Source organism: Pacificimonas pallii (assembly GCF_019204005.1).
Taxonomy (GTDB): Bacteria; Pseudomonadota; Alphaproteobacteria; order Sphingomonadales; family Sphingomonadaceae; genus Pacificimonas; species Pacificimonas pallii.
Window position 1 is genome coordinate 1 of record NZ_JAGSPA010000003.1, and the last position, 25,993, is coordinate 25,993.

Sequence of the window (25,993 nt, forward strand, 5' to 3'; positions counted from 1 at the left end):
TTCCAAAAGCTGCCAGACCGCTTCCGGCCCAGAAGCGGCTATACATATGATATATGGTCGCCACTGATCTTCGCCGATAATACGTTGAAATTATCGTCAGTTTCACGAGATAGAGAGGACGGAAAGGCTCGCGACAGTTCCTCGCCCAAGCGCACTTCTGATATTCCATTCTAAGGACGCGCTCATGGCGATTTCACTGACGATGGCGAGGCCCAGTCCGGTACCGCCTGCACTTTGCTTTCCAGCCTCGCCTTGGACGCATCGCCCCATAATCTGCTCAAGCTCGTACTCAGCAATGCCTGGCCCGGTGTCGTGGACTTCAAACCTGAGCTTATCCTTGTCGCGCCTCACACCGACGACTATCCGCTTGCCTGGCGCATAGGCGATACAGTTGGCGATAAAATTCGATAGGATTCTGAGCGTTGCGACGGCGTCGGCGGCGAAGGCCGCGCTCGAATCTACCACTCTGAAGTCGATTTCAGCCGCAACACTCTCGGCACGAAACATACTGCGAAGCGCAGAGAGGATTTTGCCGGCCTCGTTTGGCGTCGCAAGGTCCTTGTCTAAAACGTTCTCCGCTGCATCGACCGTCGCGGTCTCAAGAGCTGACGCGACAAGCGTCTCGATATAGCGGAAGGATTCTTCAATTTCGGCGATTTCCTTCTGCTGGTCTGCGGTTCCACTGGTCACATGTTTGATCGCAGCGCGCAGCGCGTAGAGCGGCTGACGCAGGTCGTGCGCAGTGTCGGCAATGCGGCGGCTGCTTGACTGCGCTAGTGAAGCGGCCAGCTCATATCTTCGTTCCAGGCTGGCCAGGCGGTCGTGCAGTTTCATCTGCTCGCGCAACGCAGTTTCTCGCTGACGAAGCAGGCCTGCGCGTTCGCGCTGGGCCTGCAGCAGGCCTGCGATCGCCGCCAGGCCCATCATCAACGCATCGAACACGATCGCCATCCGCATCGTATCCAGATTGGCCGCGCGCGTTAGTTCACCGCCCAAGTTGTGATAGGCGAGCATGGTCACCGATGCGATCACAATCCCGAACCATCCGACGACGAAAAAGAGGAGTCGAGGCCCTTCCCGCCGCCAGGCCAGAATACCGCTCGCCAGAAAGATAAGGATGCAGATTGTGGTCGAGGTGACGGCGAACTGCTTCAGTCTGCTGACATCGACGAATAATGCGGCCGCAACGAGAGCGCCCTGAAAAACCATGACCGCGATCAACACCGTTCGCATCCTGCGACTAAGACCATGCACGCCGAGGTAAGTTATTGCGAAAAACGCCGCGCTAACGGCAAGCAGCGCGCCGAGCGGCAGCGAGGAAAAGCCATTCCACAATGGCGCGTCGGGCCAAAGATACTGAAAGGCGTATCCGTCCCGCTGGAACAGGTAGAGCAGAACCGTCAGAACATAGAGACCGTAGCTGACGAACAGTCGGCCTGGCGAGACGATGATGGCTCCTATGCTCGCGATTATGAACATCGCCATGATTCCGTAAAAAGCGAAATCCTTGGTGAGCTTGGCGGAAATGCTCTGGGTAAATTGTGCGGGAGTCTCGACAGCAACAGGCATTACAGTCGCCCCCTGCGATGTGTAGCGGATCCAGAAGGTCGTGGTTTCGCGAGGTGGCAGTTCAGTTGAGACTGCCAGCTGATGATAGGGTATTGGACGGCTGTCGAACGGGCTGCGTTCGTCTTGGCTCAGGATAAGCTCCAACTCCGCTGCGCCTTCCTGCCAGACTTCAAGCTCAGTCATGAAATTCGTTCCGAGGTGCAGCACACGTTCCAATGGTTTGCCGGTTGAATTTCGAACCGGAAGGCGAAGCCAGACGCCGCCATCTTGATAACCAAAGCCTGCTTCGACGCGCTCAACCGGCGCGAACCGTGCGGTAATATTTGAATCCAGTACTTCCTGGATTCCCAGCCGGTCACCATCCTCCAGCAGATAGTCGATAAAGGGCGCTGCTTCGTCCCGGCTTTCACCCTCAGCGAGCGTCAGCACCCGCTCATCTACCGGCTCGGCACCTGCGGATGCGGCGAAAAAAGTCATTGCAGACAGCATGATAATCAGCCATCGCTGGTGGCGAGGTAGCCGGTTCATCACGATGGAACCAGCGGGGGATGCGCTGAATGTCGAGGAAAGCTCTTCGCGTCATCATTGCCGACGATCATATGATCGTTCGACAGGGCACGCGCGCGCTGCTGGAACGAACGGATGTGTTCGTCGTGGTCGGGGAAGTTGATAACGGTCTCAACGCCATTGCGGAAACGAAACGCCTGATGCCCGAATTGCTGTTGCTTGACCTCGCCATGCCGGTCATCACGGGCGTCGAGGTGATTGAGGATGTCCGGCGCTGGAGCCCCGAAACGCACATTGCAGTCCTGACGGGAATGCGAAACGCAAATATGCTGCGTCATGCGCTCGACGGCGGCGCAACCGGACTGTTTCTCAAATCGAGCGATGTCGACGGACTGCCGGATGGCCTTCGCGCGGTATGCGAGGGGGAGACGCATATTGACCCCGCGGCCGCCAGTCTGCTGGCATCTGCCGGGCATCATACCGACATTACGGCCCGGGAGCGGCAGGTGCTGTTCGGCATTGCCCGCGGCGCCTCCAATCCCGACCTTGCAGAGCGGCTAGGCATCAGCGCCAACACCGTCGACAAGCATCGCACGAGCCTGATGCGCAAGCTCGGCGCACATAGCGCGGCTGAGCTCGTCGCGATCGCTCTGCGCGATGGTCTGCTCGAATCCGTGAAACACGCCTGACAGCCCCTCTTCCCCAAACTTTCGACCACGCTGCCATCACGCGTCGGCAAAGTTAAGACCGCAACCGTAATATGGTGTCATCGCACCATTGAGAGCGCCTCTGTGTCCGCATAGCCTTCCCGGAATTCGAACGAAAATGGGCAGGGCGGACTTCAAAATGAAGATTTACATGATCGCGGGGGCGATTGCTTTTGGCGCGACACAGTCCGCGTTAGCGACGGTCGTGAACGGCGACTTCGAGACAGGTGATTTCACTGGCTTCACGGTCGAAGCAAATGAAGGAACGCTTGCGGGCGATGCCATCGACGAGACGCTGTTTTCTTCGGTCGGCGAACTTGGCGGAAGCCAGGTTGCGCAGCTCGATACGCTGAACCTAGATTTCGACATGGACGGACAGATTTTCGATGCGCTTGGTGTTCTTACACTCAACCAGCGTGTTACAGTCAGCCCGGACGCACCATTGCTGACCTTCGATGTGGGCGTAATCGGCAATAGCGCAGACCCCACAGGATCGGGAACTTCGGACAGGGATGACGTCCTCATCCTGCGCATCGCTACACTCCGCACTTTCGACATTTTTGTTGGCGGCTTCGATGTAAACCCTGGCGGCATACCTGAGTTCTTCGATATCGATGTCGCGGCGACAAATATTCCGGACGCAGTGCTGGACACGCGCGTCGAGATCGATCTCACCCGCTATCTGGGCGGCTTCGCGCGGACCTTCGACATCGAATTTCAGCTGTTCAACCGCAATGACGGCAGGCGCACACGCTTCGGGATCGACAATCTAAGCTTTCCGATAGATGCGCCACCGCGGGACATTCCAGCACCTGCGGGCCTGATGCTGATGCTACTTGGCACTGGCCTGCTGTCTGTACTGAATTCGAAGCGGAGCGCGTAAGATGACAGTATTAGGTGTCGATGTAACGGGGACAGAAACGCGAGCGCTCGAGGCGCGTTACAACGAATTGCGCACGGACCTGAAGCAGGCCGAAATAGATTATCAGAGTGCTGTCACGGGCTTTGAGACGCAGGCCGAGATCTTCGATTCCGTTCTGAAACGCACAATCATGATCGAAACGATCGTGGCGGATCTGCGGCTTGAGGTGGATGTTGCAGATGCGCCGCCTGAAAGCCTGTGGGAATTTCTCCCATTCGGTGACACCATCATGAATACAGCGGTCGTCGCTGGTGCCGCAGGCGGCGCAAAGAAGATTGTTTGGGATGGCGGCAAGACGCTGGTCGGTGCCTTGAAGTCCCTGTTTGGGAAGACACCGCCGATCAAAGCACCTCCTGCAACGCCGGTGACGCTTGCGGCACCCACGCCGCCCGCTCCGCCAAAGTCTGGCGCATCTTCGCTGCGATTGTCTGCCGGCACCGTCGATGACATGTCGAGCACCGGCAATCGCCTGGCGAAAGTCGCCGCAAAGCTGGACGATGTGAAAATCGCTCAGAACGCGACGAAGATGGCCAAGGTCAAACAGACGGGCCGCCTCGGCGGGAAACTGCTCGCAGGTGTAGGCGCGGTCGCATCCGTTGCGGCACTCGGGCTTCTGGTGAACGCCGACATCAAAACGCGCGAGGGTCTGCAGACCATCATCGGGCAATATGAGGCATGGCTGGCGGAGTTCGGCCAGGCGATCGACGCGCTGAATGAGGGCAGCAAAGATCTTCGGGATGCGCTCATCAAGCTAATGGACGACTTCGATATCGACCATGAAGCTGACTTCGATGTCGCCGTGGCCACACTGCAGGGCTATCTGGGCAATGTGCTCCGAAAGGTGGGGGCCGCGGAGACAATGGTGCAGAATGCAACCAGGATCCTTTGCAAAAATGTGAAGCTCCCCGCCCTGCCCGACCCTAGCGACGTGGACCCACCGGCAGGTCCGTACAAAGTGTCCGCAGATGATATTGCTGCCTACACCGGTGTGTCGGCGGCGTTCGTCCTGTCACGACAGACCGACATCGAGGACGATTGCTGCGCCCATTGCACCAGTGACGACTGCATTGGCGGATGCCCGGATGGGGACGCCTAGACACACTCTCACAAAGCCCTGGAGGGGCCTCATGAAACTGTTCAAGGCTGTCGAAAAGCTCTTTAAACCGAAGAAAAAGAAACGGAGAGGCGGCGGCTTCAAAGTCACTCCGCTTCCCAGCCCAATCCAGAGGATGCCTGGCGGAATCGACGTCTTGAAGCCGCTCCGGAAGAGATCGAAGCTCGCGTTGAAGGACATTGGCGATATTGCCGCCACCATCGCAGTCGTGCCTCTGGCGAAGCAGAATTTCGTCGCCAGCGCGGTCATCGCTTTTGCAAAAGATCCGAATCCGAAGCGCCTGCTGAAAATCGGCAAGGCCGAATTCTGGGAGCCTGATCTCCCGGGCCTTCGGAAACGCGAGAACACTGCGGAAGACAATCTTCTGGCGGCGCGGGAGCGCTTCTTCGCGGCGCGAGCGGAACTCGCCGAGACACACGCAGCACATTCGGCGCTTACCGACAGCTTCTCCAGTCAGCTTGGAAAGGAAGCCGCGGACCGAGAGTTTGCGCATATCCGGGATGAGGAATGGGACGAAGTACACGGCGATGCGGCAAACCTTTTAAAGGCCACGGGCGACGGCATTCGCTACATCGCCGCTTTCATCACCTTCGACATGACCGAACTGCCGTTCAAGAAGGATGAGGCAGAGAAGGAACGGCGTTTCCTGCAACGCAGGATAGCGGAAATCGAAACGATCCGCCGACAATATGATGAATCCAGCCGAAAGATCGGGAAGGGCATCAGCCTCTTGGAAAGTGAAATGGCGGCGCTTCGGGCAGAACTTGCTGCGAAGGGGATCGACAAGGATTTTGGCGGGCTTGATAAGCTTCACCTTGAACGCGCAATGCTGGAAACGCGCCTAGAAATAGCAGTTGCGATGCTTGGCGATGGGATAGACCCCAACCGCATTCAAATGGCGACCGGCCTCACCACCGACGAAATCGCGGCACTTCCGCAGCCGGAACCTGCCGAAGACACTGGTTCGGCAGACCCTCGAGATGCTGCGCGCGCCATGCTCATCGGCGGCGCGGAACCACTCTACGTCGCCGAGCTGACAGGTATCGACGAAGACGAAATACTCGAAATCCGCTCAGGTCTTGGCATCACCGAAAATACCGACACCGCAGCGGGAGCGCACTGATGGGCTTAGAAAATCTGGACGGGTTCTTCCTGACAGCGCCACTGGCCACGCCGGACCTGAAACGGATTGTCGAGGACCTGCGCGAGGAGCTGAGCGGACTGGAAGTTGATTATCAGACCGAACTGACGCGCTACGCCGCCATGATGTCGAAGCTGACGAAAATGGAATCGAAAACCAAGTTCGTGCACGATGAGATCGTTAAGGCCACCTCCGTGTTCACACCGCCTCCGCCGGGTGAGGAGGAAACGGTTTTCGATGTCCTCGACCAGCATGTCTACCAGCCGATGGCCTATATCGAGTCCGGTATCGGCGGCGCTGGCGGCGCGCTTTGGCTGGTCGGAAAAGCCGGCCCGAAAACCTTCCATGCCCTATCCAAGATCGGCAGGATTTCCGGTATCGCCAACAAGGTCGGCAAATCGGCGCGCTGGACGAAGGTCGCTCGGTTTGGAAGCAAACTCGGTGCGCTCGCCGTGGCATTCTTCATTGTGGATTTCGGAATCCAGCTTAGCACGGCCTCGAAAATAAACGCGCATTTCCGCGAGAACGAGACGGAGCTGAAAACGCAAATCAAGAAAGCCGGAAAGGCCGTACAAGACGTGAAAGACGTCGTCGCGGAAGGCGATGAGGTTGTGCAGCAGATTCTGGATGAAACCGGTGCTGCCAGTGTGGACGACTATGTGCGCATCATGAATGAAGGGATTGCCGCAATCGGCGAACAGGCGGCAAATTTCGGCGCAGCGCGGCGCATGCTGCTCGACGGTCTCGCAAGCGAAATGGTGGCGCGCTATATTCCCGGCCTGCCACAGGAGGCCCTGGAGACGCTCGAAAAGAAACTCGACGCTGAACGCGCTTTAGCGAGTGGAGCCAGCGATGCGGAAGTTTCCGACAGCACTGGCCTGACCCTGGTTCAAGTTGCTGGAATCTCGAAACTGCAGCGCGCGCGTATGTCATTGCTTAGCGGCGGCACTGTTGAGGAAGTCGCGGAAGCCACTGCGCTTAGCACGGTCGTCGTCACGGGCGAAGACGAGATGCTTCACGAAGACTTGCAGATGGCGTGGAAAACAATTGCCGAGCGTGCCCAGTCGTCTGCCATTTCCGCGCGGATTCTGGTCTCCAGAGAGGCAGTCGCGCAGTTCTATAAGCAGCTCGATGCCAAAGCCCGGCTGTTCGAAGGCGTCGAACCCGGCACGGTGGCCACCACCCTCGAAATCGACGATGCCGCAAGGGTAGATGGCTGGGCGGAAGATCTCGCGGTCGCAAGAAAGGCAATCGGCCTTCTAAAGGCGACCGCCCCGCAGGCGCGCCGGGAAGATGACTTGGCTGCGGACTTCCTGCTACCTGTATCCATCGTTCGGGCTATTCCCGCTGCCGCAGCCTAGCCCGGCCGCCGAGGTATATGCGCTAGCCCATAGGCAATCGCGTGTGCTTTCGGGAATTCCGCTGAACACGCCGGGAATGCCGATGGATTTTATTGTCACTGCGATTTCTCAGCGGATCGATGAAAGATCTGCTGTCAGGTTAGCTGACCTTCCCCCTGAAAAGTGAACCATTTTAAGAGTTAGGATTTCTGCTATTTACGGCTTGAAAGGAGCTGGAGAATGGCCCGGACGGGATAAGAGCGGTAAAGGCGCGGGCGGCTCACTGCCGGCGTACATTATAGCAAAGATTATCGCATAAGAAACGACGTCTGCTCACACCACTTTGAGGCCGAAAGCGGACCGACCGCAACCGGGTCGGAAGCCGCCGACCGAACTTGGAGTTGACGCTTGCACCATGCTGGTGGGCACATAGCGGGGGTTCCGCGGAGCTGCGCCGAAAACCGCCATTGGGCGACGTGCCGCACTGATAGATTGGCGCTCGCCTCTGCTTCGCGCAAAGCCACCGCACGGCGAGGATCGCCAGCGATTCTGATAACCGGATGGGACGATGGGAAGTGCAGCTAAGGGAGACGTTCCTGACCTCGGTTGTTCACAAATCGCCGCATTTTGGGCATGCGTTTCGATAGCGCGGGTGCATCCTGCGAAAAATCTGTTGAAGTCACGTCACCGCTTTCAGAGCGGGGCGTTGTCCGCATGTTTATGCTATGCAATAACATATCATCATAATGACTGAGGGGTTATGCATGACAATGAGTTTGAGCATGGCAAATTCGCGCATAGCGGATTTGAATATATCGATTTTAAGCGCAGCCCTCTTGGCCCTTCCGCACCCTGCCCTTGCGCAGGTCGGCCCTGCCGGGACTTCCCCGTCCGAATCCCAGCTCATGCCGCGTGCGGCGGTTTGCGAAACCCTTGACGAACCGCACGCGGTCCCCCCGGCCCTGATTGAACGAGAGGATTTGGACTTCCGTTTTTCGAGCCGTGAAGAATGGCTGGATTTCATAGCGTCAAAGCGCGGCGGCGAGGAGGCCCGCGCGATATATGCCGCCATGTTCACTGACGCTGACTTCGATAGGTGGGCCTCAGGGACGAGCGTGGTCGCGGAGAAAATTTCCTACCAGAATGACGGGCTTACGATAAACGGATTCGCCGTGCGTCCGGCCGCGCCCGGCCGCTATCCCGTCATTATCTACAATCATGGCGGCGCCATGCAGTGGGGGCGCATCATTTTTCCCGAAATTCTGGAATTCCACCGCCTTGCCCGGCGCGGCTATGTCGTTCTCGCATCATATTATCGCGGCGAGGGCGGCAGCGATGGCGAACCCGATATGGGCGGCGGCGATGTCAGCGACAGCCTTGCGTTACTCGACATTGCCGGTTCCTTTGCAGGTGCCGACACCTCCCGGGTGGGCATGATCGGTTTCAGCCGCGGCGGCGGCGTGACCTATGGTGCCGTTGCCTGTAGCGACAGGGTCGATGCCGCCGTCACAATTGGCGCGCCTGCCGACCATCTGACCAGCGCACGGCGCGACGAGTTTGACGAGCATGTCTATCCGCATGCGATCCGGGGATATTCCGAAGACAAGACGGCTTCGCTACGCGCTATCTCCGCGCTTCACTACGCGCAGCATTTTCATGGCGATACGGCCATGCTGATCGTCCATGGCGGAGCGGATAACAGGGTGCCCCCCACCGATAGCCTGAATCTTGCCTCCCGTCTTCAGGATGCGGGCCAGCCATATCGTCTCAAGATCTATGAGGGCGGTTCGCACGGATTATTCGAAAACTACGGAGATGTCCGCATGGAGATCGACCGGTGGATGGACCAATATGTTCGCGACCGGGATACTGCGCCCGGAAACGTGCCGCCGCCACTGGATGTGGATTGAGTATGCGGTAAACATGTCGATACCGGTGTGGTGTCACCGTAAAGTCTGGCGGCGACCTTTCGAACCTGGCCTGTGCCGATATCATCATATTGCTGGAGCAGACGGCGCGGCGCCTCTCGAATAGAGACGCGTTTTCCGCGCATGGCTGCGAGTCTCAGGCGCTCATCGATGATCCCTGCTGATCGGCGCGTGGCAGAAAAAGGCGCGCGCAGAGGCCGCCAAGATCGTCGCTTTCGCCAAGTTCGACCCGGCCGCCGTAAATCTCGGCGACATCGCGCACGATGGCCAGCCCCAGGCCAGTGCCGGGCTTGTCCGTATCCAGGCGCGCCCCGCGCTGGAACAGCGATGCGCGCTCATCGGGCGAAATGCCCGGACCATCGTCTTCGACCTCTATGACAAGCACGTCGTCCGTTTCGGCTTTCACCGTCACAAAGACACGTCCGCCGCCATATTTTGCGGCATTGTCGATCAGGTTTCCGGCCATTTCCTCAAGATCCTGCCTCTCACCAAGGAAATCGAGATTATCGGCGCCATCAAGGTCGATGGTCACCGCGCCCGGATACATGCGTTCGACCGTGCGCCGCAGCGCCTCGAGGCTGGGCCAGACGGAACTGCGCATGTTGAGCGCGCCGCGTCGCCCGAGCGCCCGTGCGCGCGCCAGATGATGATCCACATGGCGCCGCATCGACATTATCTGCCGCCGGACGGTTATCGCGAGCGGCGTATCCTTGTCCGCGCTTTCGTTCACAAGCACCGTCATGGGCGTCTTCAGCGCATGCGCGAGATTTCCGGCATGGCGCCGCGCGGCGTCCGCCTGATCCTCCGCCTGTTCCAGCAGTTCGTTAATGCCGTGCATCAGCGGCGTGACTTCGGAGACATAATCGGTGGACACGCGTTGCACCGCGCCCGATCGCACCGCGGCGATCTCGGCCCGCACACGGCGTAGCGGGCGCAGGCCATAAACGGCCTGCAGCGCCGCCAGGATCAAGAGGCCAAGGCCCAGCACCCCCAGGGAGACAAGGACGGTCGTGCGGACCCGCGCCAGCTGCGCATCGAGGCCGCTTCGGTCCTGCGCAATCTGGAAATGGAACATGACCGGAACGCCGGGTAAAGTCGCGTCCCGCTCGATAACCCTGAGCAGCTCCTCGCCAAGCTGCACGTCCGTGAACAATAGGCCGTCTTTCTGAACGCTCGTATCGACCGGCAATTGCCGGTCCCATAGCGAGCGCGATCTGTACGGGGCCTGACCTTTACGAGAAATCTGCCAGTATAATTGCGAATAAGGCTCCAGATAGCGCTGATCCGACAGCGGGCGCGCATATCGAAGCTCACCTTCCTCGGACAATTCGACACTGGCAATCATCGCATCCAGACGGCTTTCCAGCTGCGCGTCGAAATTATCGACAATGATCGCCGCCACGGTGCGGTCGAGGACAAATCCGCCAATCAGCAGCATCACCCCGACCCACGCCGCGGCGATGGCGAGCATACGGCGACTTAACGAGCGCGGGCCAAAGGGCCGCGACGCGCGCGCGTCCAGCGTTTCAGCGAGTTCAGTAGCGGCCATGGATCAGCGCCGCATCCTTCACTCCGGACGATTTTCCGGGTCGTCGAGAGTATAGCCGAGGCCCCGGATCGTTTCGATCAGATCCGCGCCAAGCTTCTTGCGGATACGCGTGATGAAAACCTCGATCGTATTGGAATCGCGGTCGAAGTCCTGATCGTAAATATGTTCGATAAGCTCTGTCCGGCTGACCACCTTGCCCTTGTGATGCATCAGATAGCTGAGCAGCTTATATTCCTGCGCGGTCAGGCGAACGGGCGATCCGTTGCGGGTGACCCGGCCGGAACGCGTGTCGAGGCGCACATCCCCCGCCACCAGCTCCGATGACGCCAGTCCAGCCGAACGGCGGATCAGCGCCCGCAGCCGCGCAATGAGCTCTTCCATGTTGAAGGGCTTGGCAAGATAATCATCGGCACCCGAATCGAGTCCGGCAACCTTGTCGGACCAGCTGTCGCGCGCGGTCAGCACGAGGACGGGCATGTCGCGCTCCGCCTTACGCCATTTATCGAGGATGGTGAGGCCGTCCATTTCAGGCAGGCCAAGGTCAAGAATGACAGCGTCATAGCTTTCCGTCTCCCCCATGAAATGACCGTCAATGCCGTCAGCCGCAAGATCGACGGCGTAGCCGGCAGCCTCGAGCGTGTCCTTCAACTGCTGGCCAAGCGTTGGTTCGTCCTCAACGATCAAAACGCGCATAGTCACTATTCCTGCCTGTTATTGTCTCGGTGCGGCCTTACCTTGGTGCGAAGCTATTTCCGCGTTCCGATGATGTTGCCGGTACGGGCATCCACATCGACTTCGATAATCTTATTTCCGCGCATATACCGCATCCGGTAGCGCGCGGCGTCCGGATTGCAATCGCAGCCGAGGAATTTTCCGCCGATACGCGCATCGACCCGGTTGCGGATATCGCCGAAGTTCATCAGGCGTCCAGCCTGCGCGCCCGCAAGCGCGGCATCCTGGTCGCGCGGATTTTCAATGGCGCCCGCCTGTGACCCGGCCAGCATCATTGCGGCGGCGATAAGGATGTGAAAGCCGGACATTGCGGTATCTTTGTGGAAAACCTCTTACGAAACCTTTTGAATCCTTTGTCAGTGTTGCACTGAACGGCTTCTGAACCTAGCGGAAAATTCATGGCAGCTCCCATCATCTCCCTCGAGTCCATCGGCCTGAATCAGGGGACCGGCTGGCTCTTCAGGGACCTCGACCTTTTCGTCGGGGAACGTGACCGGCTGGCGCTGATCGGCAGGAACGGTGCGGGCAAGACCACCCTGTTTCGGATCATCGCGGGCGAGGTCGAGGTGGATGCCGGCCTGAGGAAGGAGCGTCCCGGTACGCGCATCGTGACCCTGCTGCAGGACCCGGATGTGTCGCCTTATGCAACGCTGAGGGACTTTGCGCTTGGCGGCAGGGAGGCTCCGGCGGCGCATGACGTTGAATCCATCGCGGACCAGATTGGCATCGATCTTGACCGGCAGGCGGCAACCTCGTCCGGTGGTGAGCGGCGGCGGGCGGCACTGGCGCGCGCGCTGGCATCGGAGCCGGATCTGCTGCTGCTCGATGAACCGACCAACCATCTCGATATCGCGGCCATTGAATGGCTGGAGGGGTGGCTCGGCCGCTATACCGGAGCGGTCGTCACCGTCAGCCATGACCGCGAATTCCTGAAACGCCTGACCAATGCGTCTCTTTGGCTGGACCGGGGCACGCTGCGCCGTGCGGACATCGGCTTTGGCGGTTTTGAAGCCTGGACAGAGGAAATCCTGGAACAGGACGCGCGCGCACAGGCCAAAATGGACACCAAGCTGGCGCAGGAAGCGCAGTGGCTTTCGAAAGGCGTGACGGCGCGGCGCAAGCGCAATGTCGGGCGGCTTGAAAAACTGTGGGAGCTAAGGGCGCAGCGCGCGGAAATGCTGGGGCAGGTCGGCAAAGCGAAACTCGCGCTGGAAAGTGACGATGCCAAGGCCAAGGTGGTCATCGATGCGAAGAACATCTCAAAGACCTATGACGGGCGGGAGATCATCAAACCGATGGACCTGCGCCTGCAGCGCGGCGACCGCATCGGCCTGATCGGCCCCAATGGCGCAGGTAAATCGACGCTGCTGAAACTGCTGACGAAAGAAATCGAGCCCGATACCGGCCGGGTCCGTCATGCCAAGACGCTGACAGGGATTACCATCGACCAGCAGCGCAGCCTGCTGAAACCGAAACTGCGCGTTCGCGATATTCTGACCAACGGGACGGACTGGATCGATGTCCGCGGCGAGCCGCGGCACATCGTTGGCTATCTGAAAGACTTCCTGTTCGACAGGTCATATATCGACGCGGAGATCGGCAGCCTGTCGGGCGGGGAGCAATCGCGGCTTTTGCTGGCACGGGAATTTGCGCGGCCGTCCAATCTGCTCGTCCTCGACGAGCCGACCAATGATCTGGACCTGGAAACGCTCGACCTGCTGCAGGAAGTGATCGCGGACTATGACGGGACCGTGCTGCTGGTCAGCCATGACCGCGATTTCCTTGACAGGACCGTGACCATGGTCGTCGGGCTGGATGGTTCGGGCGATGTCGACATTATCGCGGGCGGCTATGCCGATTGGGAAGCGAAGCGGCGGCGCCCGGAAAAGCCGGTAAAGGCCAAACCAAAGGCCAGCGCGGCGCCCGCCGCCCCGGTACAGCGCGAAGAGCGCATGACCTTCAAGGACCGGCATGAGCTGGATGAGCTGCCGGGGCGTATCGCCAGGCTGGAAAAAGACATCAGGGTGCATGAGACGGCGCTGGCCGACCCGGCACTTTATGCCGATGGGCCGGCTGCATCGACAAAACTGGGCGCAGCGCTTGAAGTGTTGAAGGCTGATCTGGCGGTGGCGGAGGATCGCTGGCTGGAACTGAGCGAGATGGCAGAGGCGCTGGGGTAGTTGGCAGCCTCGGATGGCAAACCCTTAATCCGCTCATCCTGAGCGCAGTCGAAGGACGCATCATGGTTTTGCAGCAGCTTGGATGCGTCCCTCGACTGCGCTCGGGATGAAGGGGGTTTGGCGTGTTGCATCAATCAGACGTGAACGAGCGCGCGCGGTTAGCCTAATACACTCCCCCGTCCCCCTAAACCAGCTCGAACAGCCCTGCAGCGCCCATGCCGCCTGCCGTACACATGCTGACGACGGCATAGCGCTCTCCGCGCCGCCTTGCCTCCAGCAGCGCGCCCCCGACGAGGCGGCTGCCGGACATGCCGAACGGGTGGCCGATGGCGATCGCACCGCCGTTCACGTTCAGCCGCTGCGGGTCGATACCGAGGTGATCGCGGCAGTACAGCGCCTGGCTGGCAAAGGCTTCGTTGATTTCGAACAGCCCGATATCGCTGATGTTCAGGCCTGCCCGCGCGAGAAGTTTGGGGATGGCGAAGACAGGACCGATGCCCATTTCCTCCGGCTTGCAGCCGGCAACCTGAAAGCCGCGATAGACGCCGAGAATTTCGCGGCCCTCCGCCTCTGCCATATCGCGCGCCATGACGATCTGCGCCGCCGCGCCGTCGGACAGCTGGCTGGCATTGCCCGCGGTGACGCACTTGCCCTCCGCAATGACATCGCCGCCGGACCAGACCGGTTTCAGATTGGCCAGGATTTCCCTGGTGGTTCCGGCACGGATGCCCTCGTCGGCGGTGACCGTCACGGTCTCGGTTCCGGTTTCGGTGCCATCCTTTGCATAGAGCGTCTTCTCGACCGTGATCGGCTCGATCTCTTCGCCAAGGCGGCCGGCCTCTGTTGCGGCAGCGGCGCGCTGCTGACTGATCGCGGCAAATTCATCCTGCGCCTCACGCGACACACCGTAGCGCTCAGCGACGATTTCCGCGGTTTCAATCATCGCCATATAGGCATGTTCGGATTCCGAAAGGACGCTTTGGTTCTGATAGCGCGGCGCATCTTTCGTCACGGTCCAGCTGATCGATTCCATACCGCCCGCCAGCGCGACATCGATATCGCCCGCCATGATCGAGCGCGCCGCCAGCGCGATACTGTTCAGGCCCGACCCGCATTTCCGGTCGAGCGTGAAACCCGGCACCGTGTCGGGAAAACCCGCCGCCAGCGCACACATGCGCCCGGCATTCGCGCCCTGCGTTCCCCACTGATTGCCGACACCCCAGAAGACGTCATCAATGCGGTCCGCGTCAACGCCCGCGCGGGACAGGGCGGCCTTCATGGCATGCGCGCCAAGCACGGGCGCTTCGGTGGCGTTGAAAGCACCGCGATAGGCTTTTCCCACGGCAGTTCGTGCGGTCGATACGATCACGGCTTCGCGCATGTTTGGTCTTTCCGTCCAATCACAGGTCAGCTATCAGCCTTAGCAGCGCGCGGGTGTAGCTCAATGGCAGAGCTCTTGCTTCCCAAGCAAGCGACGGGGGTTCGATTCCCCTCACCCGCTCCAGTGGCCCCGCACATAGCTTCGGATTCCGGTCGAATATCGGCCCTGCAAACTGCGGAAACTTGGTACCCGAGGGACGCGCCCAAATCGCTGCAATATCATCGTGCGTCCCTCGACTGCGCTCGGGATGATTCAATTTCGGGACCGCATCTGACCGTGGAAGGCGGTGGCTCACTCCTGGTCGTCGGCGTCTTCCAGCATATCGGGTTGTTCAGCCTCTTCGCGGGCGAGTTCCAGTGCCTCGGCCATCGGGTCCAGCAGGCCGGCCGCTTTCAACTCCTGAATGCCCGGCAGGTCGCGGCGACTGGTCAGACCGAAATGCACCAGGAAGCCCGTTGTCGTTGCATAGAGAAGCGGGCGCCCCGGGACTTCGCGGCGCCCAGCGGGACGGACCCAGCCCAGCTCCATCAACACATCAAGCGTGCCCTTCGACAGCGAGACGCCGCGGATTTCCTCGACCTGCGCGCGGGTCACGGGCTCGTGATAGGCGATGACCGATAGCGTCTCAATGGCCGCACGCGAAAGTTTGCGCGGCCGCGCCGTTTCGCGCCGCAATATGTGCGACAGGTCGGGCGCGGTCTGGAACAGCCATTTGCCGCCCCGCTCCACGAGGTTGATCCCGCGCGGGTGGTAGCTTTCCGCAAGTTCGACGAGTAACGCTTTGACAGGTGCGTTTTCCGGCAGATGCGCGCCGATCACGTCAAGCGACAGCGGTTCTTCTGCCGCGAACAGCACAGCTTCGACGATACGCAGGGTTTCGTTCATGTCGCCTTGATCCTGAGCGGCGCATCCGCATTGGGCTGGTCAAGCAGCAGCTTTCCCGTTCGCGCCAACTCCAGCGCCGCCACGAAACTGGATGCGATCACGGACCGGCGATATTCCGGGTCGAGCGTTTTGGGAAGGAAGCTTTGCAGGACGCCCCATTCCACCGCGCTGCCGACCATTTTCTCCAGCCAGTCCATCGCATCGTCCAGCGACAGCACGGGCCGCCGCTTCACTTCGTAATTCCTGGTCTGCCCGCGCCCGGCGAGGCGGCCATAGGCCTGCATCACATCATATAGCGAGCAGTCCCATTCGGGTTTCGTGACCGCGCTCAATCCTTCGGGGGCACCGCGCAGAAAGACATCCTCGCCCGCCAGATCGCGGGCAAACAGGCGCGCGCCGGCTTCGCGCATCGCCTCCAGCCGTTGCAGGCGAAGTTGCAGGCGCAGCGCCATCTCTTCGGCGGAAGGCTCCTCCCCCTCTTCTTTTGGCAGCAGCAGCGCGGATTTCAGATAGGCAAGCCATGCCGCCATGACGAGATAATCAGCGGCCAGCTCAAGTCGCAGCTTCTTCGCCTCGGCAATATAGACAAGATACTGCTCCGTCAGTTGCAGGATCGAAATCTGCGCCAGGTCAACCTTTTGCTGGCGCGCCAGTTGCAGAAGGAGATCGAGCGGTCCCTCCCAGCCATCAATATCGAGATTAAGCTGCTCTTCGCGCACGGAGGGCCGGACGAGGTCGATGAGGTCATCCTTCATGCAAGGCCGCTTTCGATGAGCGCGTCCCTCCGCTCGGCGGCGTCTGCGCAGATGTCAGGCTCCGCATCCGCCCAGATCATTGCGGCATCCAGCCGCCCGCGCGCGGCCGTGCTGATCGAGGGTGCATGTTCGGCCAGCGCACTGTTCTCCGCAAAATCGCCGGAGCAGTGCAGCGCCGCATCGCACCCTGCCGCCAATGCGGCACGCATGCGCTCGGTCAGGCTTCCGGCAAGCGCGTGCATGCCAAGGTCATCGCACATCAGCAGCCCGCCAAAACCGATATCCCCGCGGATTGTGCCTTCAATCACCTTATGGGAGACAGAGGCGCAATGGTCGGGATCGAGCGCGGCATAGGTGACATGCGCGGTCATCGCCATCGGCGCGTCATTCAGCTTCTGAAACGGCAGCAGGTCATGCGTCAGCTCTTCGGCCGTTGCCGTGACCAGCGGGAGCGCCTCATGACTGTCGGCCTCTGCCCGGCCATGGCCGGGGATGTGCTTCACGATCCCGCAAATGCCGGCTTCCCGCAGGCCGCTGAGGATCGCGGCACCAAGCGATGCGACCATATGCGGGTCGCGCCCAAAGGCGCGGTCGCCAATCACATCATGCGCGCCCGCCACGGGCACGTCGACAAGGGGCAGGCAATCGACACTGATCCCGGCGGCATGCAATTCCGCGCCGATGGCCATCGCGTGAAAGCGCGCCGCCTCAATCGCGGTCATGGGGGCGATGTCCCACAGCCGCCCGAATAACTCAGCCGGTGGATGCGCCCGCCAGTGCGGCGGGGTCAGGCGCTGAACGCGCCCGCCCTCCTGATCGACAAGAATGGGAAGGTTGCCGCGGCCGGAGAGCGACCGAAGATCGTCGGTCAGCGCGCGTAGCTGGACGGGGTTCTGCACATTCCGCCCGAACAGGATGTAGCCCGCCGGGTCCGCAGCGGCGAATAACGTGCGCTCCGCGGCGGTCAGCTTCGGCCCCGACAGGCCAAGGATCAGCGGCAGCATCCTACCCTGTCCCTATCGCTGCGTCATTTGGGGACGACGCAGTTTTCGCCCGCCAGCTTCAGCCGTGCGCAGAGCTCGTTCGCCGCTGCCCGGTTCGCAGCGCCGGTCGCGCGCAGGCGATAAAGTGTCTTGCCCTCTATCGCGACCGTTTCAACGGATTTGTCGAGCGCCGCGATGTAGGGGTAACGGCCCGAGATCGTCGCCCACACTTCGTTCGCCTTGGCAGGCGTCGAAAACGCGCCCAGCTGCACCACCGCGTCGACTGACGAAACGGCCGCAGGCGTCCCCGCAGCGGCATCCGCCGATGGTGGACCTGCTGTTACGGCCTCGGCCTGCGCAGGATCGTCACCGTCACGCTCAGCCGCGGCTTCACGCGCCGCCTGCGCCTCAGCCATCAGGTCGCGCGGCGGGCCATCGGCATTGCCGGTACCGACGGGCGGAACGACAGGGACAGGGACTTCGGGCAGCGATCCCGTGTCGACCTCGCCCGGCAGGGTTTCGCCCGCTGCGACCGCGCTGATCGCCTGTTCGGTATCGTCGATTTCCAGGCCGCCGACCTCATCCGGCGCAACGCGGTAAGGTCCCTCCGGCGCGGATACGACCGGAATTTCGTTCCCCTCGGGGATCTCGATATCGCCGCCACCAAGATAATCGGCAAGCCACCACAGCACTGCGACGACGCCCACAATCGTCAGCGCGGCAATAATGACGGTCCTGCCGGTCAGGAAGCCGCCGCCACCTTCTGAATATTCCAGCTCCGCCGGCTCCAGCCACGGGAGGTCCTCACCAGGGGCCTTTTCAAAATCAGCGTCATCACGTGTTGCCGCCATAACCCGCTACATCTCCTCCACGGGCTCAACGCCCATTACGCGAAGTCCCGTTGCGATAACCTGCCCGACTGCGCGCGCCAAGGCCAGCCTTGCCTGTGTCTGCGCGGGCTTCTCGGGTAGAAAAAAGCGCAGCGCCGGATCGTCGTTACCGCGATTGTAATTGGCATGGAATGCCGCTGCGAGGTCGCCAAGATATGAGGCGACGCGGTGCGGCTCGCGTGCGTGTGCGGCCAGCCGGACAATACGCGGCCATTGCGCCGCCTGCTTCAACAGCGTCATGTCGGTATCATCAAGATAAGCGAGCGTCGCCGCGCTGGTCGCCGCATCGTCAATCCCTTCCGCAGCCGCCTTGCGCCGCATCGACTGGATACGGGCATGCGCATATTGCACGTAGAAAACCGGATTGTCCTTCGACTGTTCGATCGCCTTGGCGAGATCGAAATCGAGGGGCGCGTCGGCGCGGCGGTTCAGCATGATGAAGCGGACAGCGTCCTTGCCAACCTCATCCACCATCTCTTCCAGCGTAACGAAGTTACCGGAACGCTTGGACATTTTGACGGGCTCCCCGTCACGGAACAACCTGACCATCTGCACCACGACAACATCCAGCGGCGTCTCGCCGCCTGTCAGCGCCTCAACAGCCGCCTTGATGCGTTTCACGGTTCCGGCGTGATCCGCGCCCCAGATATTGATAAGTTCATCAGCCGTTTCCGACTTTTGCAGATGATAGGCCGCGTCTGCGCCGAAATAGGTCCACTTGCCGTCCGACTTTTTCATGGGGCGGTCGACATCGTCGCCGAAGTTCGAGGCGCGGAACAGCGTCATCTCGACCGGCTCCCAATCGTCGGGGACTTCACCCTTTGGCGGATCGAGCGTTCCTTCGTAGACATGCCCCATCGCACGCAGCTTTGCCTCCGCGCGATCGACGGCACCGGCCTGCTGCAACGCCCATTCGGACGCGAACAGGTCATGGCGGATTCCCAGCTTGGCAAGATCGCCCCGAATCAGGTCCATCATCGCGCCCACGGACCGCTCGCGGAACAGCAAGAGCCACTCATCCTCAGGCGCAGCGGCGTATTTGTCGCCATATTCCTTCGCAAGCGCCTGGCCGGTCGGGATGAGATAGTCACCGGGGTAAAGCCCTTCAGGAATTTCGCCCACGGTTTCGCCCAGCGCTTCGCGGTAGCGCAAATGTACGGAACGCGCGAGCGTATCGACCTGACCGCCCGCATCGTTGACATAATATTCCTTCGTCACCGCATAGCCCGCAAAGGCCAGCAAACTGGCAAGAGCATCGCCGATCACGGCACCGCGGCAGTGCCCCATGTGCATGGGACCGGTGGGGTTCGCCGACACAAATTCGACATTCACCGTGCGGCCCGCGCCCACATCGCTACGGCCATAATCATCGCCGCCCGCTTCGATCGCCTGCAATTCCGCTAGCCAGATATCGACGGAAAGACGGAGATTCAGAAATCCGGGTCCCGCGATCTCAACAGCCTCAACACCCTCGGCGGTCTCCAGCTCCGCCTTGATGGCTTCTGCGAGCGCGCGCGGATTGCTTCTGGCGGGTTTCGCCAGCACCATCGCCGCGTTCGTGGAAAGGTCGCCATGTGCGGGATCGCGCGGAGGCTCCACCGTCACATTCCTTCGCTCCAGACCGGCGGGGATCGCTCCCTTTGCCTCGGCCGCATCAAGCGCGGCATGAACATGCGTCAGGTAAGTATCGAACAGCGAAGACAAAGGACGGTTTCCCACAGGATCAAAACAAGGGCGCTTTGTCTAGCGCGGAGACTGTTGAGAAGCCACCGGGGAGACGCCACCGCCTGCAATCAATGCCGACGCTGCCTGTCACAGGCAGGATCTTCATGAGGCGAATTGCGAAATGGTCTGTTTCGTGTCCGGTAACCTGTCGAGACTGGCCGTCAGCCGCCGTCGCCATTTTGGCCCCAGCGCCAGACCTTGCTTTTGCCGAGGCTCGGCAAAGCTCCACATTTGAATTTGGCGACGTCAATCAAGTTCATGTTCAACAATAATCAATATCGTTGAATATCATGCCTTGGCGACGATCCGGACAACCGACGCCGGAAATTTCGCGAGTGCCGCCGCCGGGCGGATTGGGCGGGGTTCCAGATTACCGCCGCAATTGGGGCACGCCGCCTTGAGCGGACCATCGACGCAGTCTGCGCAAAATGTGCATTCAAACGTACAAATGCGCGCCTCTGCGCTTTCAGGCGGCAGGTCCTTGTCACAGCGTTCGCAATTCGGCCTGAGTTCGAGCATCAGTTGACGAAGTCGCCTATATCCTGACCATAAACGCGGAAGCTCATCATCGTTTCGGTCTCGCGCAGATGCGGGATCCGGTGGAGGTGGTCCTGTACGAAATCACTGATCGACTGCAGGTCGTCGAACGTGACCTTGATCAGCAGGTCGTGGCCGCCGGTCACGGAATAGACCTCGCTGACATCATCTAGTTCGGCGATAGCCTCCCCGCATTCCTCAGCGTGACCCAGATCGCATTTGGCAAGGATGAAAAGACGGTACATGGGCATTGGCTCCGGTCAGCGGCGACGATGACATCCGTCTATCCCTGATGCCGCCCGCTGCCAATGCCGCGCTATTTCTTCGCTTTCTTGAAGCGGTCCGGTTCGATGACCAAAGTGATGGCGGGCACACGGCCGATATCCTGCTTTTCGAACTGGACCCGATTGGCCGCGGCTCCATTTGCCAGTGCGAGCGCGGCAAGGCCGATGGCCAATAGCTTCATGACACGCTCCTGATGCCGACATGCGCGCGGGAGTGCGGGCATGCCGCAGTCCATATTCCTGGCCGGGGTCAATCCGGTGTGACCATCGTCACGCCAGCGTGCGATTTCGCACGATCCGCGCTTTTTCCGGCACTTAGCCCTCCTGTATCCACGCCCGGATCCGGGATCGGGATATCGTTGGCATCGCCGAAACGTGACCGCCACATCATCTGCAACCCCTCGATCATCACCGGGACGATGCCCTGTCCGAACAGAGACGAGATCGCAGTGTAAAAGGCCGCCTCTTCGCCGCTCCATGCGCAGGCGGATGCCGCCGCAGCGCAGCCGAGCGCCAAAAACGGCCAGAGCAACAGCCGCGCCGCCCACCATCGGAATGGCGTCGGTTGCTGCCGGTGATACATCAGGGAATAGGCCGCGAGCAGCCCAACCGGCAGGCCGACCGCGATCGCCACGATCAATGTGCGCGTATGAACCGCAATCTCTGGCCACCATGTCACTGCGGGAAATCCCAAAACAGGGCTTCATCCGCATGATCGTGCGAGAGAAAATTCCATTCCGGAGTCGACGATTTCCACATATCACCATAATGGTGCTATTCGATGGCCATCGTCAACACCAATTTGGGGTTGATTTCGTCACACCATTGTGGTGACACATCCGTTATGTTCACAAATCGGATCCGCGAACTCAGAACGACCGCCGCGCTGTCACAGGCGGCGCTTGCCAAGCGTGCGGGGACGTCGCCCCAGCAGGTCGACCGGCTGGAAAAGGGCGACCGGAAACTGACACTCGACTGGGTGGAGAAGCTGGCCCGCGCGCTGGATGTGGAACCGCTTGCGCTCATCCAGCAGGAGGTCCCGACATCGCGCATCCGCGCTGTGCCGCTTATCGGCCATGTGTCCTGCGGGCAGTGGGAAGAGGCCGTTGAAATCGCCCATGAAACCGTGATGGCGGTGGATGTTAGTCCGCTGGCTTTCGCGCTGCGCCCGGATGGTGATTCGATGGACCGCATCGTCGCGCCCGGCGGCTATATCGTCGTCGATCCGACACAACTCGATCTCGTGCCCGGCAAGGCATATGTGATCATGAAAGAAGACGGCGAAGCGACCGCGAAGGTCTACCGCGCGGAACCCCCGTCATTTGAGCCCTGCTCCACCAATCCCGAACATACGATATTGAAGGTCGGGCGCGAACCGTTCCGCATCATCGGCCGGATCACATTCGCAGCGAAGATGGTCTAGCCATTTAGCACCATAATGGTGCGTTCCGCTCAATTGCGATTTGGAAAGATCTGGTCGGAGAGAGAGGATTCGAACCTCCGGCCCCTGCCTCCCGAAGGCAGTGCTCTACCAGGCTGAGCTACTCTCCGACGCGCTGGCAAGCGGCGGATATAGTGGCGATCCGAAATAGCGGCAAGGTTCGAGATTTGCGGAGGGCGCAGGCACCTATGCTTTGGCTGCCTGCATCATTTCATCGATCGCGGTAAACTTCTCGCGCGGGGCGCCCACCCGTGCCCGCGCAATTTCAGCCGCGTCGATCTTCTGCCAGTCGGTGAACTGCACAGGCTCGAGCGCGCGTGCCGCGATCAGTTCATCGAGCGCCGCCCTGCCCGCCTTCCCGGATGATATAAGATCCTCGGAAAGCAACTCCGCAATCGCATAGCCATCGGGCTTGTTGGTCCCGATCGTACCGGTTGGTCCGCGCCGCGCCCAACCGACGCAGTATAGCCCCGGTGCGATACGGCCATCCACATTCGCAAACCGCCCCGCGCGCTCATCATAGGGAACGTCCGCAATGGGGCTGGTCCGGTAACCGATGGCGCTGATGACCAGGCCGCAGGGAATGACGCGCGTTTCGCCGGTGCCCTCCGCCCGGCCATCCCTTGTCAGTCGCGTGCGTTCGACTTCTATGCCGGTGACGGCACTTTCTCCCTCTATCCCGACGGGGCGCGTGAAGAAATCAAAGCTGACCGTCACTGGCTTATCGGCTTTCGCGGCCGCGAACTCGCGGAGGAATCCGACGACTTTGCGCTGTCCGGGGTCGAGCGTGTCATCTTCATGCGGCGCCGGGAAAGCCGCCGCGTCCGCCACCGATGCCGCCCGCGCCAACCGTCCCATTTCCCCCAGTTCCTTGGGCGTAAAACTGACCTGATGCGGACCGCGCCGACCCAGAATGTGGATATTCCGGATATGCGTTCCCGCCAGCGCGTCGGCGGCGTGCGCGGCGATATCGCTGCTCGACAGCTCCTCCGGGGTTTTCGCCAATATACGCGCGCAGTCGATGGCGACATTGCCATTGCCAATAATGACGGCGGTGTCGTGACCCAGCGGCGGCTGCAGACCGGCATGGTCGGGATGGCCATTATACCAGCCCACAAACGCCGCCGAGCCCAGCGCGCCTGTCAGCTCTTCTCCTGCAATGCCCAATCTGCGGTCATGCGGCGCGCCCGTTGCGAGAATGACCGCATCGTACATGCCGCGCAGTTCCTCTATGCTGACCCCGTCCGCGCCAATGGCGATATTACCGACGAAGCGCACCTCCTCGGTCAGTGCGGTCTTCTCATAGCGGCGACTGACCGCCTTCAGGCTTTGGTGATCAGGGGCGACGCCCGACCGGATCAGGCCGAACGGCGTCGGCAGGCGATCGATAATATCGATTCGCGCCGTATCGCCAAATGCCTTCTGCGCCGCTTCCGCCGTGTAATATCCCGCTGGCCCCGAACCGATAATCGCGACATGGATCACGCGCGCCCTCCCCTTTTTGGTCTGGAGAGACTAGAGGCTGTAACGGGACTGTAAAGCTGGGGAGGAATACCAATGCTGTCGATTATCGCCGCCGGAATGCTGATGATGACGCCGCCACCGCCAGCACCGCTTTCAAGTGCGCAGATCCTCGCGCATGAAGATACCATATGGCTGCGGCCGCACCCCGAAAATACCATCTATATGGACATGCCCACGGGCCGAGTGATCATCAGCCTGGGGCAGGAAATTGCGCCTCTCAACCGCGAACGCGTCAAGGAACTGGTCAGGGCGGGCGCGTTCAATGGCGCCGCGATCGACCGCGTACAGGAAAACTACGTCGTACAATGGAGCGCCAGGGAAGCAGATGGCGTGGAAGACATCGTCGGTGAGGTCGAGGGCGATCGCGGCGCAGTCGGCTCCCCGCGGCTGCTTCCCTTTGGCGACACCTACGCGCCGCAAGTCGGCTTCATCGGCCCTTTACCCGCCGCACAGGACGGCAAGCACGTCTGGCTGGCCCACTGCTATGCGATGGTCGGCGTCGGACGCGGTTACGGACTCGACAGCGGCAATGGCGCAGAACTCTATGTCGTCGTCGGTCAGGCACCGCGTCATCTTGATCGCAACATTACGCTGGTGGGCAAGGTCCTGATGGGCATGGAGCATTTGACCAGCCTGCCACGCGGCGACGGTGAGCTTGGCTTTTATACCGAGGATCAGGAGAAAGCCGGTATTGTCCGCGTCACGGTTGCCGCCGACCTGCCCGAGGATGAACGTAGCCATATCGAGTATATGTCGACGAGCGGCACCATGTGGGACCGCTGGCTGGAGGTGCGGGCGAACCGGGTCAATGATGGCTGGTTCACCCATAGCCACGGGGCGGTGGACCTCTGCAATATACCCGTTCCGGTACGCGAGGTTTCCGGCAAGGAGTAGGCATTGAGGAGAAACCCGCATGACCTACAGCGAAATCAAATATGACGTCGCCGACAGGATCGCGACGATCACGTTGCACCGCCCGGAGTCGATGAATGCCTTCACCGGCACCATGATGCTCGAAATGGTGGATGCGCTCGGCAGGGCGGACGCGGATGATGAGGTGCGTGCCATCATCGTCACCGGGGAGGGCGACCGCGCCTTCTGCGCCGGGGCAGACCTGTCACAGGGTGCGAAAACCTTCGACTATGACGCGCGTTCGGACAGGCCCGACAAGAAGGGCGGCTCTCCGGTCAGGGACGATGGCAGCATCGATTACAGTCATGAAGCGGTCCGCGATTCCGGCGGCCGTCTGACGCTCCGCATTTTTGAATGCGTGAAGCCCGTTATCGGGGCGATCAATGGTGCCGCCGTCGGGATTGGCGTCACGATGCAGCTGGCCATGGATATCCGCATCGCCAGCGAAAGCGCGCGGTTCGGCTTTGTCTTTGCGCGGCGCGGCATCGTGCCCGAGGCGGCGTCCGCATGGTTCCTGCCCCGTATCGTCGGTATCTCGAAAGCGCTGGAATGGTGTTATTCCGGACGTGTCTTCGATGCGGCGGAAGCGCATGCGGGCGGGCTGGTCAGCGAAGTTGTCGCGCCCACCGCGCTACAGTCCCGCGCGCGTGAAATCGCACGCGAGATCGCGGAAAACACCGCGCCGGTTTCCATTGCCCTTACCAGGCAGATGATGTGGCGCATGCTGGGCGCGGATCATCCGATGGAGGCGCACAGAATCGACAGCCGCGCGATTTACGCACGCGGCCGTCAGGCAGACGCCAAGGAAGGCATTATGAGCTTTCTGGAAAAGCGCGCGCCGGACTATCCGAACGAGGTGAGCGGCGACATGCCCGACTTCTACCCATGGTGGGATGAGCTCGACTACAGCTAGGCAAGGCGGGCTGACGAAAGCTGACAAGGGCTGGCCGGCCCCTGTTCGCCGACCTAGCCGCAGGCTAGGCATCG

Annotated in this window: 25 protein-coding genes and 2 tRNA genes; 11 read left to right on the forward strand and 16 right to left on the reverse strand. The window is 60.8% G+C overall.

All coding sequences use genetic code 11. The annotated features are described in order from the left end of the window. Positions 1 to 102: 102 nt before the first annotated feature. Positions 103 to 2,058 (reverse strand): sensor histidine kinase, encoded by a 1,956-nt coding sequence (locus KCG44_RS08650; RefSeq protein ID WP_218445677.1) that lies wholly within the window; start codon positions 2,056 to 2,058, stop codon positions 103 to 105. 68 nt (positions 2,059 to 2,126) lie between these two features. On the opposite strand from KCG44_RS08650, the gene KCG44_RS08655 reads away from it, so the two are divergent. The 6 genes from KCG44_RS08655 (at position 2,127) to KCG44_RS08680 (ending at position 9,210) form a co-directional block, all read left to right on the forward strand. Then, positions 2,127 to 2,765, forward strand: coding sequence for a response regulator (locus KCG44_RS08655; RefSeq protein WP_218445678.1), 639 nt, complete (start codon positions 2,127 to 2,129; stop codon positions 2,763 to 2,765). A gap of 157 nt (positions 2,766 to 2,922) precedes the next feature. Beyond that, positions 2,923 to 3,666, forward strand: a complete 744-nt coding sequence (locus KCG44_RS08660; RefSeq protein ID WP_218445679.1) for a hypothetical protein — start codon at positions 2,923 to 2,925, stop codon at positions 3,664 to 3,666. Between the two features lies 1 nt (position 3,667). Further along, on the forward strand, positions 3,668 to 4,801 hold the full coding sequence (locus KCG44_RS08665; RefSeq protein WP_218445680.1) for a hypothetical protein: 1,134 nt from the start codon (positions 3,668 to 3,670) through the stop codon (positions 4,799 to 4,801). Between the two features lie 154 nt (positions 4,802 to 4,955). After that, on the forward strand, positions 4,956 to 5,942 hold the full coding sequence (locus KCG44_RS08670; protein WP_218445681.1) for an Rpn/YhgA-type helix-turn-helix domain-containing protein: 987 nt from the start codon (positions 4,956 to 4,958) through the stop codon (positions 5,940 to 5,942). Beyond that, positions 5,942 to 7,321: a hypothetical protein gene (locus tag KCG44_RS08675; RefSeq protein ID WP_218445682.1), complete on the forward strand. Its 1,380-nt coding sequence runs from the start codon at positions 5,942 to 5,944 to the stop codon at positions 7,319 to 7,321. Before KCG44_RS08670 ends, KCG44_RS08675 begins: the two co-directional genes overlap by 1 nt. A gap of 959 nt (positions 7,322 to 8,280) precedes the next feature. Beyond that, a complete protein-coding gene (locus tag KCG44_RS08680; RefSeq protein WP_218445683.1) occupies positions 8,281 to 9,210 on the forward strand; it encodes an alpha/beta hydrolase family protein in 930 nt (309 codons plus the stop codon). 154 nt (positions 9,211 to 9,364) lie between these two features. Here KCG44_RS08680 and KCG44_RS08685 read toward each other — a convergent pair whose 3' ends face one another. Genes KCG44_RS08685 through KCG44_RS08695 form a run of 3 tightly spaced genes read right to left on the reverse strand, consistent with a single transcriptional unit; the run spans position 9,365 to position 11,817 of the window. Beyond that, the gene (locus KCG44_RS08685; RefSeq protein ID WP_255536453.1) at positions 9,365 to 10,777 is read right to left on the reverse strand and encodes a sensor histidine kinase; all 1,413 of its coding nucleotides are present in this window, start codon (positions 10,775 to 10,777) and stop codon (positions 9,365 to 9,367) included. Positions 10,778 to 10,795: 18 nt separating this feature from the next. After that, complete coding sequence (locus KCG44_RS08690) at positions 10,796 to 11,470, reverse strand: response regulator transcription factor (RefSeq protein ID WP_218445684.1); 675 nt, start codon at positions 11,468 to 11,470, stop codon at positions 10,796 to 10,798. Between the two features lie 53 nt (positions 11,471 to 11,523). Next, complete coding sequence (locus KCG44_RS08695; RefSeq protein ID WP_218445685.1) at positions 11,524 to 11,817, reverse strand: PepSY domain-containing protein; 294 nt, start codon at positions 11,815 to 11,817, stop codon at positions 11,524 to 11,526. A 90-nt stretch (positions 11,818 to 11,907) separates the two neighbouring features. Here KCG44_RS08695 and KCG44_RS08700 point away from each other — a divergent pair, with 90 nt between their 5' ends. Further along, positions 11,908 to 13,689: an ABC-F family ATP-binding cassette domain-containing protein gene (locus tag KCG44_RS08700; RefSeq protein WP_218445686.1), complete on the forward strand. Its 1,782-nt coding sequence runs from the start codon at positions 11,908 to 11,910 to the stop codon at positions 13,687 to 13,689. 184 nt (positions 13,690 to 13,873) lie between these two features. On the opposite strand, the gene KCG44_RS08705 is transcribed toward KCG44_RS08700, so the two are convergent. Continuing rightward, positions 13,874 to 15,070 carry a thiolase family protein gene (locus KCG44_RS08705; protein WP_218445687.1) on the reverse strand — a complete coding sequence of 399 codons (1,197 nt, stop codon included), beginning with the start codon at positions 15,068 to 15,070 and terminating at the stop codon, positions 13,874 to 13,876. Positions 15,071 to 15,119: 49 nt separating this feature from the next. Here KCG44_RS08705 and KCG44_RS08710 point away from each other — a divergent pair. Next, positions 15,120 to 15,193 (forward strand) — tRNA-Gly (locus tag KCG44_RS08710). 168 nt (positions 15,194 to 15,361) lie between these two features. On the opposite strand, the gene scpB is transcribed toward KCG44_RS08710, so the two are convergent. The 9 genes from scpB to KCG44_RS08755 form a co-directional block, all read right to left on the reverse strand. Further along, entirely contained in the window at positions 15,362 to 15,955 is a 594-nt protein-coding gene (gene scpB / locus KCG44_RS08715; protein ID WP_218445689.1) for an SMC-Scp complex subunit ScpB, read from the reverse strand. Then, complete coding sequence (locus tag KCG44_RS08720; RefSeq protein ID WP_218445690.1) at positions 15,952 to 16,710, reverse strand: segregation and condensation protein A; 759 nt, start codon at positions 16,708 to 16,710, stop codon at positions 15,952 to 15,954. The genes scpB and KCG44_RS08720 overlap by 4 nt, the downstream gene beginning before the upstream one ends. Continuing rightward, complete coding sequence (gene nagZ, locus KCG44_RS08725) at positions 16,707 to 17,714, reverse strand: beta-N-acetylhexosaminidase (RefSeq protein ID WP_218445691.1); 1,008 nt, start codon at positions 17,712 to 17,714, stop codon at positions 16,707 to 16,709. Before nagZ ends, KCG44_RS08720 begins: the two co-directional genes overlap by 4 nt. A 23-nt stretch (positions 17,715 to 17,737) precedes the next feature. Further along, on the reverse strand, positions 17,738 to 18,544 hold the full coding sequence (locus KCG44_RS08730; protein ID WP_218445692.1) for an SPOR domain-containing protein: 807 nt from the start codon (positions 18,542 to 18,544) through the stop codon (positions 17,738 to 17,740). A gap of 6 nt (positions 18,545 to 18,550) precedes the next feature. Next, entirely contained in the window at positions 18,551 to 20,287 is a 1,737-nt protein-coding gene (gene argS / locus KCG44_RS08735) for an arginine--tRNA ligase (protein ID WP_218445693.1), read from the reverse strand. 309 nt (positions 20,288 to 20,596) lie between these two features. Further along, positions 20,597 to 20,827 carry a DUF1272 domain-containing protein gene (locus KCG44_RS08740; RefSeq protein WP_218445695.1) on the reverse strand — a complete coding sequence of 77 codons (231 nt, stop codon included), beginning with the start codon at positions 20,825 to 20,827 and terminating at the stop codon, positions 20,597 to 20,599. Continuing rightward, positions 20,827 to 21,090, reverse strand: a complete 264-nt coding sequence (locus tag KCG44_RS08745) for an Lrp/AsnC ligand binding domain-containing protein (protein WP_218445696.1) — start codon at positions 21,088 to 21,090, stop codon at positions 20,827 to 20,829. The genes KCG44_RS08740 and KCG44_RS08745 overlap by 1 nt, the downstream gene beginning before the upstream one ends. A 71-nt stretch (positions 21,091 to 21,161) precedes the next feature. Continuing rightward, positions 21,162 to 21,353 (reverse strand): hypothetical protein, encoded by a 192-nt coding sequence (locus tag KCG44_RS08750; RefSeq protein ID WP_218445697.1) that lies wholly within the window; start codon positions 21,351 to 21,353, stop codon positions 21,162 to 21,164. 26 nt (positions 21,354 to 21,379) lie between these two features. Further along, positions 21,380 to 21,808 carry a hypothetical protein gene (locus KCG44_RS08755; RefSeq protein WP_218445698.1) on the reverse strand — a complete coding sequence of 143 codons (429 nt, stop codon included), beginning with the start codon at positions 21,806 to 21,808 and terminating at the stop codon, positions 21,380 to 21,382. A 165-nt stretch (positions 21,809 to 21,973) separates the two neighbouring features. Here KCG44_RS08755 and KCG44_RS08760 point away from each other — a divergent pair, with 165 nt between their 5' ends. Further along, positions 21,974 to 22,552 (forward strand): LexA family protein, encoded by a 579-nt coding sequence (locus tag KCG44_RS08760; protein WP_218445700.1) that lies wholly within the window; start codon positions 21,974 to 21,976, stop codon positions 22,550 to 22,552. A 51-nt stretch (positions 22,553 to 22,603) separates the two neighbouring features. Here KCG44_RS08760 and KCG44_RS08765 read toward each other — a convergent pair. Beyond that, a tRNA-Pro gene (locus KCG44_RS08765) sits at positions 22,604 to 22,680 on the reverse strand. 76 nt (positions 22,681 to 22,756) lie between these two features. Continuing rightward, entirely contained in the window at positions 22,757 to 24,055 is a 1,299-nt protein-coding gene (locus tag KCG44_RS08770; RefSeq protein ID WP_218445701.1) for an FAD-dependent oxidoreductase, read from the reverse strand. Positions 24,056 to 24,127: 72 nt separating this feature from the next. Between KCG44_RS08770 and KCG44_RS08775 the strand changes: the two genes are divergently transcribed. Both KCG44_RS08775 and KCG44_RS08780 read left to right on the forward strand, forming a co-directional pair. Next, positions 24,128 to 24,988: a peptidylprolyl isomerase gene (locus tag KCG44_RS08775; RefSeq protein WP_218445702.1), complete on the forward strand. Its 861-nt coding sequence runs from the start codon at positions 24,128 to 24,130 to the stop codon at positions 24,986 to 24,988. A gap of 19 nt (positions 24,989 to 25,007) precedes the next feature. Continuing rightward, entirely contained in the window at positions 25,008 to 25,919 is a 912-nt protein-coding gene (locus tag KCG44_RS08780; RefSeq protein ID WP_218445703.1) for a crotonase/enoyl-CoA hydratase family protein, read from the forward strand. Positions 25,920 to 25,993: the final 74 nt, after the last annotated feature.

Coding starts and splice junctions, on each gene's coding strand:
- KCG44_RS08665 (WP_218445680.1), top strand. CDS start 3,668: ATGACAGTATTAGGTGTCGATGTAACGGGGACAGAAACGCGAGCGCTC.
- KCG44_RS08745 (WP_218445696.1), bottom strand. CDS start 21,090: ATGTACCGTCTTTTCATCCTTGCCAAATGCGATCTGGGTCACGCTGAG.
- KCG44_RS08750 (WP_218445697.1), bottom strand. CDS start 21,353: ATGCCCGCACTCCCGCGCGCATGTCGGCATCAGGAGCGTGTCATGAAG.
- KCG44_RS08650 (WP_218445677.1), bottom strand. CDS start 2,058: ATGCTGTCTGCAATGACTTTTTTCGCCGCATCCGCAGGTGCCGAGCCG.
- KCG44_RS08730 (WP_218445692.1), bottom strand. CDS start 18,544: ATGGCGGCAACACGTGATGACGCTGATTTTGAAAAGGCCCCTGGTGAG.
- nagZ (WP_218445691.1), bottom strand. CDS start 17,714: ATGCTGCCGCTGATCCTTGGCCTGTCGGGGCCGAAGCTGACCGCCGCG.
- KCG44_RS08775 (WP_218445702.1), top strand. CDS start 24,128: ATGCTGTCGATTATCGCCGCCGGAATGCTGATGATGACGCCGCCACCG.
- KCG44_RS08660 (WP_218445679.1), top strand. CDS start 2,923: ATGAAGATTTACATGATCGCGGGGGCGATTGCTTTTGGCGCGACACAG.
- KCG44_RS08700 (WP_218445686.1), top strand. CDS start 11,908: ATGGCAGCTCCCATCATCTCCCTCGAGTCCATCGGCCTGAATCAGGGG.
- KCG44_RS08720 (WP_218445690.1), bottom strand. CDS start 16,710: ATGAAGGATGACCTCATCGACCTCGTCCGGCCCTCCGTGCGCGAAGAG.
- KCG44_RS08705 (WP_218445687.1), bottom strand. CDS start 15,070: ATGCGCGAAGCCGTGATCGTATCGACCGCACGAACTGCCGTGGGAAAA.
- KCG44_RS08695 (WP_218445685.1), bottom strand. CDS start 11,817: ATGTCCGGCTTTCACATCCTTATCGCCGCCGCAATGATGCTGGCCGGG.
- KCG44_RS08740 (WP_218445695.1), bottom strand. CDS start 20,827: ATGCTCGAACTCAGGCCGAATTGCGAACGCTGTGACAAGGACCTGCCG.
- KCG44_RS08675 (WP_218445682.1), top strand. CDS start 5,942: ATGGGCTTAGAAAATCTGGACGGGTTCTTCCTGACAGCGCCACTGGCC.
- KCG44_RS08780 (WP_218445703.1), top strand. CDS start 25,008: ATGACCTACAGCGAAATCAAATATGACGTCGCCGACAGGATCGCGACG.
- KCG44_RS08760 (WP_218445700.1), top strand. CDS start 21,974: ATGTTCACAAATCGGATCCGCGAACTCAGAACGACCGCCGCGCTGTCA.
- KCG44_RS08655 (WP_218445678.1), top strand. CDS start 2,127: ATGTCGAGGAAAGCTCTTCGCGTCATCATTGCCGACGATCATATGATC.
- scpB (WP_218445689.1), bottom strand. CDS start 15,955: ATGAACGAAACCCTGCGTATCGTCGAAGCTGTGCTGTTCGCGGCAGAA.
- KCG44_RS08685 (WP_255536453.1), bottom strand. CDS start 10,777: ATGGCCGCTACTGAACTCGCTGAAACGCTGGACGCGCGCGCGTCGCGG.
- KCG44_RS08690 (WP_218445684.1), bottom strand. CDS start 11,470: ATGCGCGTTTTGATCGTTGAGGACGAACCAACGCTTGGCCAGCAGTTG.